Source organism: Hymenobacter sp. 5317J-9, from assembly GCF_022921075.1.
Taxonomy (GTDB): Bacteria; Bacteroidota; Bacteroidia; order Cytophagales; family Hymenobacteraceae; genus Hymenobacter.
On record NZ_CP095050.1, the window covers coordinates 3,699,252 to 3,715,798 of the forward strand.

Here is a 16,547-nt window from a genome sequence, read left to right on the forward strand (position 1 = left end):
CGCTTTTCTCCCTTCGCTCACCTTTCCCTTACTCCATGAAAACCTCCTTTGCAGCCTCTTCTCTGCCATTGTCGCCGGTAGCAGCCAGTGCGCCCGAAACCGCCGTGGCGCCCGGCCCGGCCGGCTACTGCCGGTTTTGCGGCACGCCGCTGCGCCACACGTTTGTCGATTTGGGCACCTCGCCGCTGTGCCAAGACCACGTGACGCCCGAGCGGTTTGCGCACGCCGAAGCCTTCTACCCGCTGCACGCCTACGTGTGCGAGGAGTGTTTTCTGGTGCAGGTGGGCGAGTTTGTGGAGCCCGACGAGGTGTTCCGGCAGGACTACGCCTATTTCTCGTCCTACTCCACGTCGTGGCTGGAGCACGCCCGGCAGTATTGCGCCATGGCCACCGAGCGGTTTGGCCTGAACGAAAGCAGCCTGGTGGTGGAAGTGGCCAGCAACGACGGCTACCTGCTGCAGTACTTTCTGGAAAAAAACATCCCGGTGCTGGGCGTGGAGCCGGCCGGCAACGTGGCCCGCGCGGCCGAGGAAAAGGGCGTGCCCACGATGCGCCGCTTTTTCGGCAGCGCCACGGCCCGCGAGCTCACCGATGGCTGCGGCGCGGCCGACCTACTCATCGGCAACAACGTGCTGGCCCACGTGCCCAACCTCAACAACTTCGTGGACGGCCTGCGCCTGGCCCTGAAGCCCGAGGGCGTCATCACGATGGAGTTTCCGCACCTGCTGCGGCTCATCGAAGGGCGGCAGTTCGACACCATTTACCACGAGCATTTCAGCTACTTCTCCTTCTTCACGGTGGAGCGCGTGTTTGCCGCCCACGGCCTCACCCTCTTCGACGTGGAGGAGCTGCCCACCCACGGCGGCTCGCTGCGCATCTACGCCCGGCACGCGGCGGCCACCGCCCCGCACCTGGCCGTGACCCCAGCCGTGGCCGACCTGCGCAACCGCGAAATGGCCGCCGGCGTGTGCGACCTGGGCTTCTACGCCGACTTTGCCGAGCAGGTGCGCGAAACCAAGCGCAAGCTCCTCGAATTCCTCATCGAGGCCAAGCGCGCCGGCAAAACGGTGGCCGGCTACGGGGCTCCCGGCAAGGGCAACACCTTGCTCAACTACTGCGGCATCCGGACCGATTTTCTGGACTATACCGTGGACTTGAACCCGCACAAGCAGGGCAATTTCCTGCCCGGCACCCGCATCCCCATCCTCGACCCCAGCCACGTCCTGGAAACGCGCCCCGACTACCTGCTGATTCTGCCCTGGAACCTGCGCGAAGAAATCATGGCCCAGATGGCCGTCATCCGCGAGTGGGGCGGGCAGTTTGTGGTGCCCATTCCCGAGCCCCGGGTTTTCGCTTAAATCCGGATAGTTGCCCCGCTGCTTTTCTCGCCTTTTTTCTGCTTGCCATGAGTCTGCTTGCCGATGTTCTTGCACCCGCGCCCGCCGCGCCGCCGCCCGCCGTCCGCGGCGAGGACCTGCACGCGCTGGTGCGCCGGCTCTACCCCATTTGCCGGAGCATCACGGGCGATGGCGTGCGCGAAACGCTGGCCATCCTGCAGGAATACCTGCCCGAGCTGGAAGTGCACGAGGTGCCCACCGGCACGCCCGTGCTCGACTGGGAGGTGCCCCGCGAGTGGAACATCCGCGATGCCTGGATAAAAAATGCGCGGGGCAAGCGGGTGGTGGATTTCCGGCGGCACAACTTGCACGTGGTGGGCTACAGCGTGCCGGTGCAGGGGATTTTTACGCTTGAAGCGCTGAAAAAACACCTGCACACGCTGCCCGAACAGCCGCAGCTCATCCCCTACCGCACGGCCTACTACGCCGAAACATGGGGCTTCTGCCTGGCGCACGAGCAGCTGGAAGCCCTCAACGAGCCACACTACGAAGTGTGCATCGACAGCACGCTGGCGCCCGGCGCCCTCACCTACGGCGAGCTGCTGCTGCCCGGCGAAACCGACGAGGAAATTCTGATTTCCAGCCACGTGTGCCACCCCTCGCTGGCCAACGACAACCTCTCCGGCATAGCCGTAGCGGTGTTTCTGGCCCGGCAGCTGCAGGAGCGGCCGCGGCGCTACAGCTACCGGTTTGTGTTTGCGCCCGGCACCATCGGGGCCATCACCTGGCTGAGCCGCAACGCCGAGGCCGTGGCCCGCATCCGGCACGGCTTGGTGCTGAGCCTGCTGGGCGAGCCGGGCGCTTTCACCTACAAGAAATCGCGCCGCGGCACCGCCGACGTAGACCGCGCCGTGGCGCTGGCACTGCGCGAGGCGGCGGTGCCGCACCGCGTGGTGGAGTTTGAGCCCTACGGCTACGACGAGCGGCAGTACTGCTCGCCGGGCTTCAACCTGCCGGTGGGCGGCCTCTCGCGCACGCCCTACGGCCAGTTTCCGGAGTACCACACCTCGGCCGACAACCTGGATTTTGTGCAGCCCGAGGCGCTGCTCGACTCGCTGCTGCTGGCCCAGTCGGCGCTGAGCCTGCTCGATGCCAACCGCCGCTACCAGAACCTGAGCCCCTACGGCGAGCCCGCCCTGGGCCGGCGCGGCCTCTACCACGCAGTGAGCGGCCACCCCGACGCCGCCCGCGCGCAGCTGGCCCTGCTCTGGGTGCTCAACCTCTCCGACGGGCAGCACAGCCTGCTCGACATCGCCGAGCGCGCCAGCCTGCCCTTCGCCCAGGTGCAGCACGCCGCCGAGCTGCTGCTGGCCCACGACCTGCTCCTGCCTCTTCCCGACCCCGCGCCATGACCGCTGCCTCCCCTCCCCCGCTCCACGCCTTGCCCGTGGACCAACCCCAACTCTTGACGCCCAACGACTTTCGGGGGTCGCGCCTGCTGCAGGAGCGGCTGCACGCGGCCATTCCGGGCGGCAGCCACACCTACGCCAAAGGCGACGACCAGTTTCCCGAATTCATGGCTCCCTACCTGGTGCGCGGGCGCGGCTGCCGGGTGTGGGATGTCGATGACAACGAGTTCATTGAGTACGGCATGGGCCTGCGGGCCGTGACGCTGGGCCACGCCTACGCGCCGGTGGTGCAGGCCGCCCACCGCGCCATGACGCGCGGCACCAACCTGGGCCGGCCCACCACCCTGGAGCTGAGCACGGCCGAAGAATTCCTGGCCTTTACGCAGGCCGGCGAGATGGTGAAGTTTGCCAAAAACGGCTCCGACGTGACCACGGCGGCCATCAAGCTGGCCCGCGCCTATACCGGGCGCGACCTGGTGGCGTGCTGCGCCGACCACCCGTTTTTCTCCACCGACGACTGGTTTATGGGCACCACGCCGGTGGCGGCGGGCGTGCCGGCGGCCGTGCGCGCCCTCACGCTGCGCTTTCGCTACAACGACCTGGCCGGCGTGGAGCAGCTGTTTGCCGAGCACCCGCGCCAGCTGGCCGCCCTCATTCTGGAAGTGGAGCGCGACACCCCGCCCGCGCCCGGCTTCCTGGCCGGCCTGCGCCGCCTCTGCGACCAGGAAGGCACGGTGCTCATCTTCGACGAAATCATCACCGGTTTCCGCTGGCACCACGGCGGGGCCCAGGCCGTGCACGGCGTGCGGCCCGACCTCAGCACTTTTGCCAAGGCCCTGGGCAACGGCTTTGCCATTGCGGCCCTCACCGGCCGGCGCGAGCTGATGGAGCTGGGCGGCCTGCAGCACCAGCGCGAGCGGGTGTTTCTGCTCTCGACCACCTACGGGGCCGAAACCCACGCCCTGGCCGTGGCCCGCGCCGTGATGCGCACCTACACCCTGGAGCCCGTGGTGGCCCACCTGCACGAGCAGGGCCGCCGCCTGCGCGAGGGCCTCGAAGCCGCCGCCCGCGACCAGGACGTGGCCCCCTATTTCCAGGTGATGGGCTCGCCCTGCTGCCTGGCCTACGGCACCCGCGACACCGACGGGCAGCCCTCGCAGGGCTTCCGGACTTTGTTTTTGCAGGAAACCCTGCGGCGCGGGCTGCTGCTGCCCTCCTTCGTCATCAGCTACGCCCACACGGCCAGCATCGTGGACCAGACCGTGGCCCGCGTGCACGAGGCCCTGGGCGTGTACCGCCGCGCCCTCGACGAGGGCCTCGACCGTTACTTATTGGGCCGCCCCGTGCAGCCCGTGTACCGCCCTTACAACTAACCATTTGGCGCCCCCATGAACCCACTCTTACGCAAGCCCTTCTGGCTGTCCGTGCCCTCCCTCATCATGCACCGTTACATCGAGCGGATAATCCGCGTCAGCCGCCGGCTGCTGGACAACTACGCGGGCCTCCGCGAGCCGGAAGACAAGATTATTGCCGACTCGCAGGCTTTCTGGAACGGCCTTTCGAACCAGGGCCGCGACGGCGGGCCGGCCCACTTCCGCGGCCAAAGCATCTTCGCCGACGACTCGCGCTGGGTGGGCCTGGGGCAGAACAGCCTGCGCATCTTTTACCGGCTGGCAGGCGAGGACTGGCTGAGCCGAAAGCCACGCCGCATTCTGGACTGGGGCTGCGGCGGGGGCACCTGCGCGGTGCATTTCGCCCCCGGCGCGGCCTGCTACTACGGCGTCGACATTACCGAAGCCAGCCTGGCCGAATGCAACCGACAGGTAGCCGCCCTAGGCCTGCACAATTTCGAGCCGGTGCTCTTCCAGGCGCCCGAACCCGAGCGGGTGGCCCGCCTCATCGACAAGCCCTGCGACCTGGTGCTCTCGACTTACGTGTTTGAGCTCCTGCCTTCTAAGGAGTACGGGCGGCGGGTGCTGCGCACCATTCACGAGTTGCTGGCCGATGAAGGCCTGGCCTACATTCAGATTAAATACAGCACGCACAAGCTCAACAGCATGTCGTACCGCTGGGGCTATTCCAAAAACCTGGGCAACATGACCACCTACTTCATTGAGGAGTTCTGGACCATGGCCCGCGAGTGCGGCTTCGAGCCCCAATTGCTCTACCTGGAGCCGGTGCAGCCCCTCAACAACGACCACCACTTCGCCTACTTCCTGATGGAGAAGGCGAAGGGCAGCTGAACACAGTCGAAGCCTCGCTACCGCTTTGTTAGGCTCCCCTCTCCTGTGGGAGAGGGGTCGGGGGTGAGGCGCCACGCCAGCCCGCCAACGAAGCGAGCGAGATGCTTCGACTGCGCTCAGCATGACGGTCTACTTCATTGAAAGACTCCTCCCAAAATTCCCACAATCCCCCATGGAAAAGCTCATCGTATTGGTGCTGGAGGGCGAATACCGACTGACGGCGGCCGTGTTGTTTTGCCTGAGTCGGGACGAGCGGATGGTCGTCCACATGGTGTCGCGCGATGCCACGAGCCCGTTTCGCTACTCGCGCTACGTGCGCTCGCACCACCGCCAGCCCCAAGGCGAGTTCGACGCCGACTTTGTGCCCTTTGTGCAGGAGGTGGCCACGCGCACGGCAGCCCAGGTGCTGCTGCCCATCGACGTGGAGGGTATGCGCTTTTGCATTGCCCACCACCCAGCGCTGGAAACGGCCGTGCGCGTGCTGCCCCTGCCCAGCGCCCACGCCTACGAAATAGCGGCCGACAAAAGCTGGCTGGCCGGCTTCATGCGCCGCCACGATATCCCCGGCCCGGTCACCATCACCAACATCGGCCAGCACCTGCCCGAACAGCTAGCGGCCCTGCGCTTCCCGGTGCTGCTGAAGCCCACGGGCGGCGAGGGCGGCCTCGGCATCGAGCTGTTTCGGGAGGCCGGGCCGCTGCTCGAACGCATTGCCGGGCTGCCGCAGGGCGCCAAATACATCATCCAGACCTACCTGGAGGGCTACGACATTGACTGCAACGTGCTCTACAAAGACGGGCAGCTGCTGGCCTACTCCGTGCAACGCGGGCTGCTGCCGGCGGCCAACGCCTACGCGCCCACCCAGGCCATCGAGTTTGTGCACAACGAAGCCGTGCTGGCCGTGGTCGACCGCCTGATGACGGCCCTGCGCTGGAACGGCGTGGCCCACCTCGACCTGCGCTACGACGCCGACAGCGGGGCCATCAACGTCATCGAAATCAACCCGCGCTTCTGGCTCACGGTGGTGGGCTCGGCCGTCACGGCCAAGGTCAATTTCCCGGTGCTGGCCTGCCTGGCGGCCCTCAACCGGCCGGTGGCGGCGCGGCCGTTTGCACTGGGCCGCTACATTCCCTTCAACAACTTCCTGAAGTACAAGTACCTGTCGCGGCTCCGCGATAAGGTGCGCTTCACCTTCGGCAACACCAGCCTGATGAGCTTTCTGGGCGACCCGCTGCCCAAGCTTTTCTGCCTGTTCAATCGGCACAGCGTGCGCATTGAATAAAGGGCAGGCTACTCGCGAGGGGCCGTTCTGACGGGCGCCTCACCCCCCGGCCCCCTCTCCTCAGGGAGAGGGGGAGCCACGGCGGCGCGGGGTCTTTAGGTAGTTGGGACACAAGCCAGCCGGAAAGAGATTTTTTAACTGCCTCCTGGCTCCCCCTCTCCTTTGGGAGAGGGGGCCGGGGGGTGAGGCGCCCACCAGAACGGCCCCTCGCGAGATGCCTCGGCTGCGCTCGGCATGACCGCCCAAACAGAAGTTCTACCGCTTCCCCTTCCCACTCCTTTCCACTTCTGCAATGAAAACGACTCTACTCCTTCTCCTGGTACTCTTGTTCAGCGGCGCTCTGCCGGCCCAAACGCCGCCGGCCGGCTTCACGTCCAGCGTTGTGTCGGCGGGCTGGGACGAGGCGGTGGGGCTGACCTTCAATAGCACGGGCAGCCGCATGTTTGTGTGGGAGCGGCCCGGCCGGGTGTGGACGGTGGCCAACGGCCAGCGCCAGCTGCTCATCGACATTCGGGAGGAAGTGGGCGCTTGGGAAGACCACGGCCTGCTGGGCTTCGCCCTCGACCCCAATTTCGACACCAACGGCTACTTCTACCTGCTGTATGTGGTAGACCGCCACTACCTGCTCAATTTCGGCACGGCCAGCTACAGCGCCACCACCAACGACTACTACAGCGCCACCATCGGGCGGCTCACGCGCTACACGGCCGTGCCCAGTGGCTCCGGCTACACCGTGAACCCGGCTACCCGCCTAGTGCTGCTGGGCGCCACCAAAACCACCGGCATCCCCTCCACCTTCGACGGGCACGTGACGGCCGCGCTGGCGTTTGGCACCGATGGCACGCTGCTGGTGGCCACCGGCGACGGCGCCCACCCCTACCAGGACATGGGCAACTACAACCTGAGCTACGCCGCCCAGGCCCTGGCCGATGGCATCATCTCGGCCAAGGAAAACGTGGGTTCGCTGCGCGCCCAGCTGGTGGATTGCCTCAATGGCAAGATTCTGCGCCTGAACCCGGCCACCGGCGCCGGTGTGCCCAGCAACCCCTTTTATGACGCCGCCAACCCCAACGCGCCGCGCTCGAAAGTGTGGGCGCTGGGCTTCCGCAACCCCTTCCGGATGACGATGAAGCCCGGCACCGGCAGCACCGACCCCGCGGCCGGCAACCCCGGCACCATCTATCTCGGCGATGTGGGCGCGGCCAGCTGGGAGGAAGTGGACGTGGTGGACCGGCCCCGGCAGAACTTTGGCTGGCCGCTGTTTGAGGGGCTGACGCCGTTCACCGTGTTCCAAAGCGCCAGCGTGGCCAACCGCGACGCGCCCAACCCGCTCTACGGCACGGGCGGCTGCACCCAGCAGTATTTCACCTTCCAGAACCTGATAACGCAGGCCACGCCGACCGGCACGGCCACCTTTCCCAATCCCTGCAACTCGGCCCAGACGGTGCCGGCCTCGGTGCCCACCTTCGTGCACACCCGGCCGCTCATCGACTGGAACCACAACACCGCGGGGCCTGCGCGCACGGGCATTTTCAGCGGCAGCACGGCGGCCACGGTGAACATCGGGGCGGCGGGCTCGCCGGTGAGCGGGTCGCAGTTTGGGGGCAGCGCGGCCACGGGCGGCGTGTTTTACCCCTATACTGACTGGCCGGCGCAGTACCGCAACACCTACTTTTTTGGCGACTACGTGGGCGGCTGGGTGCGCAGCCTCACCGTGAGCGGCACCAACCAGCCCAGCGCCGTCAACGACTTTGTGCCCAGCGGGGCGGTGCCGGTGGCCTTCGCCACCAGCCCCGGCGAGACCGGCCTGTTCTACGTCAACTTCTACCCTTCCGAGATTCGCAAAATCAGCTACGGCACCACCGGCGCGCCGCCCGTGGCCGTGGCTTCCGTCAACAAAACCTACGGGCCCAGCCCGCTGGCGGTGCAGTTTACGGGCAGCAATTCCACCGACCCGGCCGGCAGCGCGCTCACCTACCTCTGGAATTTTGGCGACGGCACCACCAGCACGGCCACCAACCCAGCGCACACCTTCACCACGTCCACGGCGGCGCCCACGGCCTATTCCGTGACGCTCACCGTGACCAATGCCCAGGGCCTGAGCAACCAGGCCACGGTGCTGGTATCGGCCAACAACACGCCGCCGCAGGTCACCATCACCAGCCCGGCGGCGGGCACGCGCTACCCCCTCACAGCCAACACCGTGTACCAGCAGGTGGCCGCCGTGACCGATGCCGAGCACAGCGGCCACCTGCTGAGCTACCGCTGGCAAACCATTCTGCACCACGCCACCCACGAGCACCCCGACGCCATCGACACCACCCGCCAGACCAGCACCACCATCGTGCCCTACGGCTGCGGCGCCGAGACCTACTACTACCGCATCGTGCTCACCGTCACCGACGCGGCCGGCCTCAGCACCACCCAGGAAGTGCGCCTCGACCCCGACTGCAACGCCACCAGCTTCACGCTGGTGAACGCCGACGACGACACCGACATTCAGGCGCTGGTGAATGGCGCCACCCTCAACCTGGCTACCCTGCCCACCCGCAACCTCAACATCAGGGCCAACGCCAACCCGGCCACCACGGCCAGCGTGGTGTTCAGCCTCAGCGGCGCGGCCACCCAGAATGCTACCGAAAACGTGGCGCCCTATGCCCTGTTTTCGGACGATGGCGGCAATTATTTTCCCTGGACGCCGCCCGTGGGCAACTACGTTCTCGCGGCCACGCCCTACTCGGCCGCGGCCGGCACCGGCACGCCCGGCCAGGCCCTGACCATCAATTTTTCGGTAACGGACAGCGGGGCCACCGGGCCATTCACGCTCAGCACCAGCACCGTGGGCAGCGGCAGCGTGGGCGTGAGTCCCAGCCAGGCCACCTATCCCAGCGGCACCTCCGTGACGCTCACGGCCACGCCGGCCACGGGTTACGCCTTCAGCGGCTGGAGCGGGGCGGCCACCGGCACCACCAACCCGCTGACCATTACGATGAACACCAATAAGGCCATTACAGCTACGTTCACGGCCACTGCGTCGGCTCAAAGTGTGGTGAGCTATACCCTGGTGAATGCCACTACGGGGGCCGACATCCAGACCCTGGCCGCCGGGGCGGTGCTGAACCTGGCCACGCTGCCGAGCCGCAACCTGAACATCCGGGCCAACACCAATCCCGCCGCCGTGGGCAGCGTGGTCTTCGCCCTGAGCGGCACGCAAAGCCGCAGCCAGACCGAGTCGGTGGCGCCCTACGCTTTGTTTTCGGACGATGCGGCCGGCAACTATTACCCCTGGACGCCGGCCGTGGGCAGCTATACGCTGCTGGCCACGCCCTACACCGCCGGAGGCGGCACTGGCACGGCGGGCACGGCCTTGAGCGTCGGCTTCAGCGTGATAGACCAAGCGCCGGGGCCGTTCACCCTCACCACCAGCGTAGTGGGTAGCGGCAGCATCGCGAAAAGCCCCAACCAGACCAGCTACGCCGGCGGTACCTCCGTCACACTCACGGCCACGCCGGCCGCCGGCTTTGCCTTCAGCGGCTGGAGCGGGGCGGCCACCGGCACCACCAACCCGCTGACGGTGGTAATGACGGCCAACAAAACCATCACGGCCACCTTCGTGGCCCAGTACACCCTCACGGTGAGCACCGTGGGCAGTGGCACCGTCACGAAAAACCCCAACCAGACGGCTTACGCCAGCGGCACAAGCGTCACGCTGACGGCCGCGCCGGCGGCGGGCTACGCCTTTAGCGGGTGGAGCGGGGCGGCCACCGGCACCACCAACCCACTGACCGTGACGATGAATGCCAATAAGGCCATTACGGCCACCTTCACGGCAACAACCACGCGCTACACCCTCACCACTACCATTGTGGGCAGCGGAACGGTCACGAAGAGCCCGAACTCCTCAAACTACCTCAGCGGCAGCACCGTGACGCTCACGGCCACCCCGGCCACGGGCTTCCGGTTCACGGGCTGGAGCGGCGGGGCCACCGGCACCACCAACCCGCTCGCGGTGCTGATGACGGCCAACAAGACCGTCACGGCCACTTTCACGCCGCAGCAGGTCACGGGCTTTGTGCTGGTGAACGCCGACACCGACCTCGACCTGCAGCCCCTGGCCAACGGCGCCGCGCTCAACCTGGCTGCGCTGCCCACCCGCAACCTGGGCGTTCGGGCCGTCACCAACCCCGCCACCGTGGGCAGCGTCACCTTCCTGCTCACGGGAGCACAGGCCATTACCCACACCGAAAACCTGGTACCTTACTCGCTGCTGGCCGATTCGGGCGGCGACTACCCGGCCTGGACGCCGCCCGTGGGTAGCTACACTCTCAAAGCCACGCCCTACTCGGGCTCCGATGCCTCGGGCGTAGCCGGCACGGCGCTCAGCATCAGCTTCAGCGTGACCGATGTGGCCGCCCCACCGGCTGCCCGCCAGGCCCTGGCCGCTGGCAGCTTGGCGCCGCCGCCCTCTCAGCCCCTGGCCTATCCCAATCCCTCGGCCGATGGGCGCTACTGGCTGGTGCTGCCGGCCGGGTGGCAGGGGCCCGTTCGCTACCAGCTGCTGTCAGCGCTGGGGGCCACGGTGGCCTCGGGCGAGCTGATGGCCGATGTCAGCGGCGCCCCGCTGCGCCTGGCGCCCGAGCCCGATGCCGCCGGCCTCTACCTGCTGGTGCTGGAATGCCAGTCCCCGGGCCAGCCGCGCGCCACGGCCCGGCTGCGGCTGCTGCGGCAGTAGCCCCACCCCGACCGCCTTCTTTTTTCGCTTTCAGCTTATGTTTTATCGGTGTGGTTCTTTGCGTGCCGCCGGCCGGCGGCTCCTGCTGCGGGGCGGCCTGGCGGCGGCCCTAGCGGGCGGTTGTGTAGGAGTAGCCCGGGGCCAGGTGCGGGTGCTGTTTGTGGGCAATAGCTTCACGCACGGCGCCTACGACCCGGTGCTGACCTACAACCGGACGGCCATCACCGACGAAAACGCGGGCCTGCCGCCCGGCCACCCGCGCTACGAAGACCCCACCAGCAGCGCGCCCGGCCCGTGGAGCGGCGTGGCGGGCATCTTTCAGAAATTCACCGCCCAGGCCGGCCTCAACTACGAGGTGCACCTGGAGGCCATCAACGAAGTCACCCTGCAATACCACTACGCCAACGCGCTGTCCGTCATAGCCCAAAGCAAGTGGGACTGCGTGGTGCTACAGGAGCAAAGCATTTTGCCGCTGCCGGTGGCGCGGGGCGGCCAGCCCACCGTGTTTGCCGACTACGCTACGCGGCTCGAACAGGCCGTGCACGCCGCCAACCCGGCTGCTCAGCTCTACTTGTTCCAAACCTGGGCCCGCGCCGATTTGGTGGAATTCCCAAACCAACCTTACTCGGGCTCCAGCGTGGACGTGATGACCCAGGACCTGCACGCCAGCTATTACCAGGTAGCGGCCACCAACGGACGCTTTGCGGGCGTGGCCCCGGCCGGCGATGCCTGGCTGCGGGCCATGCAGGCCGGCGTGGCCCTGCGCGACCCCTTCAGCCCGCCAGCGGGCCGGCTCAACCTGTGGGCCTTCGACAACTTCCACCCCAGCAAGTGGGGCTCGTACCTGAACGCCTGCGTGTTGTTTGCGCGCCTCACTGGCCGCGACCCGCGCACGCTGGGCGCCGCCGAGCAGGCCGCCGCCGACCTCGACATCACCCCGCCCGCCGCCACGGCCCTGCAGGCCATTGCCTATCAGCAAGTCATCGGTAGCACGCCGCTGCCCGTCACGCTCACGGCCTTTGCGGCGCAGCGCCAGCCCGCGGGGGTGCAGGTGCGCTGGGCCACCGCTAGCGAGAACAACAATTCCCATTTCGACGTGCAGCGCAGCACCGACGGTACCCGTTTCGAAACCGTGGCCACGGTGCCGGGCCGGGGCACCACCGCGCAGCCGGCCACCTACACCACCCTCGACGCGGCCACCCCGCCCGGGCCGCTCTACTACCGCCTGCAGCAGGTAGACGCGGGCGGCGCCCGCAGCTTTTCGCCGGTGGTGACCGTGGGCGAGGCCAGCCGCGGGCCGGGCGTGTTTCCCAACCCCGCCCGCGAGCAGGTGCTGCTGTCGGCGCCCACGGCCACGGCCTACCGCGTGCGCTGCGCCCGGGGCCAGCTGGTGGCGCAGGGCACCCTGATGGGGGGCGGGGCCACGGTGGGGCTCAGCGGGCTGGCACCGGGCATTTACCTGGTCGAGTTTCAGGAAGGCAACCGGTGGGTGCGCCGCCGGCTCTGCAAGCAATGACGCCGCTACGGCACCACAAAGCGGCCCGAATACGTTCCCTGGGCGCTGCCCATCCGCAGCACATACACCCCGGCCGCCAGGCCCGCCGTTGGCACCGTGCCCGCGCCGCCAGCCGCCACCGGAAACTGCCCCAACCCCTGCCCCAGCAGGTTGTAGAGCTGCAGTTGCTCGTCGCCGACGAGTGGGCCCGAGAAGCTGTAGCGCACGGCCTCGGCGGGCAGCAGCGGCGAGTACAGCCGCAGCTCGGCCGCGGCGCGGCGCAGGGCCACCACCTGCACCGGCGAAAACGCGGACGTGCCATCGGTATCGACCTGGCGCAGGCGGTAGTAGAGCGTGGCGGCTTGCCCGGGCAGCTCATGGTCGGAGTAGGCATACGCCTGGGCCACGGTGGTGGTGCCGTGCCCGGCGGCCCGGCCCACGGTCGCAAACTGCCGCCCGTCGAGGCTGCGCTGCACCTCAAACTCCCGGCAGTTGTGCTCGGAGGCCGTGGCCCAGCGCAGTTGTACTTCGCTGGCCGCCACCGCCATGGCCACAAACGACGTGAGTTGCACCGGCAGCGGGCTGGCGGAGACGCTAAACGTGAGCGTGAGCGGGGTGCCGGCAGCGCCGGTGCCGTTGGCCGTCGCGTAGGGCGTGGCCGTGAGCGTGTAGCTGCCCGGCGTGGGAAACCAGGCAAAATAGTCGCCCGCCACGTCGCTGAACAGCGCATAGGGCGGCACGTTTTCGGTGGCCACCTGCGTCTGTGCCCCACTCAGGCTGAACTCCACGCTGCCGGCGGCCGGCAGCTGCACATTGGCCCGGATGTTCAGGCCATTGGCCGGCAGCTCGCCCAGGTGCAGGACCATGCCGTTGGTCAGGGGAATGAGGTCGAGGTCGGTGTCGGCGTTCACCAGCGTGAAGCTCGTCACGGCCACGCCCGAGTCAACCACCGAGAAGCTCAGGGTGAGCGGCGTGCCGGCGGCGCCGGTGCCGCTACCGCCGTCGTAGGGCGTGGCCGTGAGCGTGTAGCTGCCCAGCAGGGGCGTCCAGGCAAAGTAGTCGCCCGCCACGTCGCTAAACAGCGCGTACGGCGGCACGTTTTCGGTGGCGACCTGTGCCTGCGCCCCGCTGAGTTCGAACGTAACGCTACCCACTGGGCTGGTGTCGACATCGGCCCGAATGTTCAGGTTGCGCGTGGGCAGGGTGTTCAAGTCCACCGTCATGCCCGGCGTGAGGGCAAAGATATCCAGGTCGGTGTCGGCGTTCACCAGCACAAAGCCCGTGACCGTGGCGGCGCGGGCGCTGCCCCCGGCATTCAATAGCAACGGGCCCCAGCAGGCACCCAGCAGCAACAGCAGCGTGTAAAGCTTGGTTTTCATAATACTGGCTGATTTAGAAGTGAAGAATTCGGTGAATTTTCCTTCAGCGCCCAGCCAACTACACGGCGCCGCCCGGGTCCGGGCAACGCATCCTTCTCACAGTGGCGCTTGTTACAATCTTGTTCGGTTCGCGCACGCGGCGCCCGGCCTCAGGCCGTGATTTCCGCTTCGGCGGGCTGTGGCACGGCGGCCGGGCGGGCGGCGCGGGCCAGCGGCCCCGGCTGCGCCGCCCGCGCCTGAATGAGTCGCCGGCTGGCCCAAATGGCCGCCCGGTGCTGCCACACGTAGCGGTAGGCCCGCAGCGAGGCCCGCTCCAGCAGCAGCGCATACAGCATAATGCCCAGCTGCCGGGGCAGCGCCCGCAGCCAGTAGCCGGCCAGCTGCCGCCCCGTGGGGTTCTTGAGCAGCAGCAGCCATTGGTTTTTCACGGCGTCGGCTTTAATGGCGCCGCTCAGGCGGCGGCGCAGGCGCAAGTCGGCGGGCCGAAACTGGCGCGGGTGAAGGGCCCGGCACGCGGGCTCGCACACGGTGCGCCAGCCGTAGAGCTGCCCGCGCCAGGCAATGTCCCAGTCTTCCTTGTGAGCAAAAAAACGCTCGTCGAAAAACTGCCCTTCCACCCGCAAATCGTCAATAAACGCGCGCCGGTACAGCGGCAGGGCGCCATCGGCACCGTCCACGGGGCCGGCCGTTAGCGGCGTCTCGTGCAGGTAGCGGCCGTGGTGGCGCAGGGCAAATCGGCCGTCGGGCAGGCGCACCAGGCCGGCGCTGTCGATGCGCGGCTGCGCGCCGGTGCTTTGCAGCAGCAGGCCGCACACGGTGCCAACGGCGGGGTCGGCGTCCAGCACGGCCAGGGCGCGGGCCAGGTAGTCGGGGGCCATTTCAATGTCGGGGTTCACGAGCAGCACGGCGGCCGACTGGCTGCGGTCGAGGGCGTAGTTGTGGCCGCCGCAGAAGCCGGTGTTGCGCGGCAGCGGGTGCAGCTGCACGCGGGCGTCGCGGGCGGCCACGGCGGCCACCCGGGCGCGGGTGTCGTCGGCCGAGGCGTTGTCGACCACCCACACCTCGAAATCAGGGTAGGTTTGGGCCAGCACCGACGCCAGGCACGCCTCGATGACGTCGGCGCTGTTCCAGGTCACGATTGAGAGTACCACGTGAGGCATAAGGCGGAGGGTTGAAGGGTGAAGGGATTACACCTTGCCGGCCTGGCGCAGCATGCGGCGCACGGCGTGCAGCAGCTCGCGGGGGTCCACAAACAGGTCGAGGTGGCGGGCGTGGTAGTAGGACGTGCTGCGCTCCGAGCTGGGCTGGCACGTGAGCCAGTAGTAGGGCAGCCCCACCCGATAGGCCGTGTCCATCGACTCAGGCTCGACGAAGGTGTGCGGGTGCAGCTCGAGCACCGGCGTGCCGGGCGTGGCAAACATGAGGTTGGCCATGCCCGCGCCCACCGTGGCCACAATGGCCTCGGCCCCGCTGAACAGCGCCACCTTTTCGATAAACGACAAGTCACTGAGCACGTAGGTTTTGAACCCCAACCCGGCCAGTATCTGCTCGGCCTCGGCCTCGTTGAGCACGCGCCGCATGCTGGCGTCGCGCCGGCTGATGTAGACGCGGGGCGCAAACCGGCGCGTGGCGGCCGGCACCGGCAGGTAGGCCTGCTGCAAAAACGTGCGCACCCACGGCGGCGAGTGCCGCCCCCCGGCGCGCACCGGCGAGGTCACCAGCAGGCGCTCGGCCTGCAGGTGGCGGTGGGTGGTCACGTCCACGATGCGCGCGTCGGCAATGCCCAGGTGCAGGAGCGAGTCCAGCACGAACTGGTTTTTGCGGTCATACACCAGGAAGTAGTCGATTTCGTCGAACAGGCCGGCTTCGCGCAGCAGGTGCAGGCGCGGCAGCGAGTCGATGAGCCAGTGGTAGTAGTTGCCCATGGCCGCGCCCCCGCCCGAGAGCAGGCTCAGCACCGTGCCCGGCACCCGCACGGGCTCCAGGAAGTAGCGCTGGTCAAAGATGTTGTTGGCCTCGGGCGCCGTCAGCGTCCAGCCCAGCCGGTTGTGCTGAAACGACACGTCGCCCACCAGATAATTGTCGGGCGCAATCACGGCCACGCTGTCCCAGTTGTCAGCATACAGCCGGCCGCCCAGCAGCTCCAGCACGAAGGCTTCGGGCATGGCCTCTTCGGCGCGGGGCTTGCCGTGGGCCGTGCTTTCGTACACCGACACGGCCTTGTAGAAGCCCTCCGGTATCACCAGGCGCGAGGTGAAGGCCGGCACCACCGGCCGGTAGCGCACGGCCTCGGTAGTAGCGGCCAGGGCACGGCTGCTGGCGTGCACGCCCAAGGGGCGGTAGTGGTCGTTGTGGGGCAGCAGCTCGCGCAGCAGGCGGCCGGCACGCCGTTGGGCGCGCCCCAGTATCTCGGGCATGGTCAGGAGCACAGGGAAAGGGGGGTTGAGATGGGTAGATAAATCCGGAGCCGTCAAGCAGTCTGCCACATCGCCTCCTGGGCCCCGCAACGGGGCAAGCCGCGCCATCAGCGTTTTGATTACCAATAGCTTGTTCAAATATTAAAGCCAGTGCGAGTGCCTGAAATGAGCAGCCTCACCGGCAAAATTGATATCGGTCATTTACAAACCGCCGCCCCAAACTCCACCTTTACCTCACTCCCCGCAGGCACTC

The 16,547-nt window shown here is 67.7% G+C and carries 10 protein-coding genes; 7 read left to right on the forward strand and 3 right to left on the reverse strand.

Annotation, left to right across the window (positions count from 1 at the left end; all coding sequences use genetic code 11):
• Positions 1-35 precede the first annotated feature (35 nt).
• The 7 genes from MUN81_RS15730 to MUN81_RS15760 all read left to right on the forward strand — a co-directional run bounded on the left by MUN81_RS15730 (position 36) and on the right by MUN81_RS15760 (position 12,519).
• On the forward strand, positions 36-1,358 hold the full coding sequence (locus tag MUN81_RS15730; RefSeq protein ID WP_245111950.1) for a class I SAM-dependent methyltransferase: 1,323 nt from the start codon (positions 36-38) through the stop codon (positions 1,356-1,358).
• A gap of 47 nt (positions 1,359-1,405) precedes the next feature.
• Positions 1,406-2,749 carry a DUF4910 domain-containing protein gene (locus MUN81_RS15735; protein WP_245111952.1) on the forward strand — a complete coding sequence of 448 codons (1,344 nt, stop codon included), beginning with the start codon at positions 1,406-1,408 and terminating at the stop codon, positions 2,747-2,749.
• Entirely contained in the window at positions 2,746-4,119 is a 1,374-nt protein-coding gene (locus MUN81_RS15740) for a glutamate-1-semialdehyde 2,1-aminomutase (RefSeq protein WP_245111953.1), read from the forward strand. The genes MUN81_RS15735 and MUN81_RS15740 overlap by 4 nt, the downstream gene beginning before the upstream one ends.
• A gap of 15 nt (positions 4,120-4,134) precedes the next feature.
• The gene (locus MUN81_RS15745) at positions 4,135-4,989 is read left to right on the forward strand and encodes a class I SAM-dependent methyltransferase (protein ID WP_245111960.1); all 855 of its coding nucleotides are present in this window, start codon (positions 4,135-4,137) and stop codon (positions 4,987-4,989) included.
• Positions 4,990-5,161: 172 nt separating this feature from the next.
• Positions 5,162-6,271 carry an ATP-grasp domain-containing protein gene (locus MUN81_RS15750; RefSeq protein ID WP_245111962.1) on the forward strand — a complete coding sequence of 370 codons (1,110 nt, stop codon included), beginning with the start codon at positions 5,162-5,164 and terminating at the stop codon, positions 6,269-6,271.
• Positions 6,272-6,563: 292 nt separating this feature from the next.
• Positions 6,564-11,003, forward strand: coding sequence for a PQQ-dependent sugar dehydrogenase (locus MUN81_RS15755; protein ID WP_245111964.1), 4,440 nt, complete (start codon positions 6,564-6,566; stop codon positions 11,001-11,003).
• Positions 11,004-11,061: 58 nt separating this feature from the next.
• Positions 11,062-12,519, forward strand: coding sequence for a DUF4886 domain-containing protein (locus MUN81_RS15760; RefSeq protein ID WP_245111966.1), 1,458 nt, complete (start codon positions 11,062-11,064; stop codon positions 12,517-12,519).
• 5 nt (positions 12,520-12,524) lie between these two features.
• On the opposite strand, the gene MUN81_RS15765 is transcribed toward MUN81_RS15760, so the two are convergent.
• From MUN81_RS15765 to MUN81_RS15775, 3 genes are all read right to left on the reverse strand, one after another.
• Complete coding sequence (locus MUN81_RS15765; RefSeq protein WP_245111968.1) at positions 12,525-13,877, reverse strand: T9SS type A sorting domain-containing protein; 1,353 nt, start codon at positions 13,875-13,877, stop codon at positions 12,525-12,527.
• Positions 13,878-14,026: 149 nt separating this feature from the next.
• A complete protein-coding gene (locus MUN81_RS15770; RefSeq protein ID WP_245111969.1) occupies positions 14,027-15,037 on the reverse strand; it encodes a glycosyltransferase in 1,011 nt (336 codons plus the stop codon).
• 27 nt (positions 15,038-15,064) lie between these two features.
• On the reverse strand, positions 15,065-16,306 hold the full coding sequence (locus MUN81_RS15775; protein WP_245111971.1) for a glycosyltransferase family 61 protein: 1,242 nt from the start codon (positions 16,304-16,306) through the stop codon (positions 15,065-15,067).
• Positions 16,307-16,547: the final 241 nt, after the last annotated feature.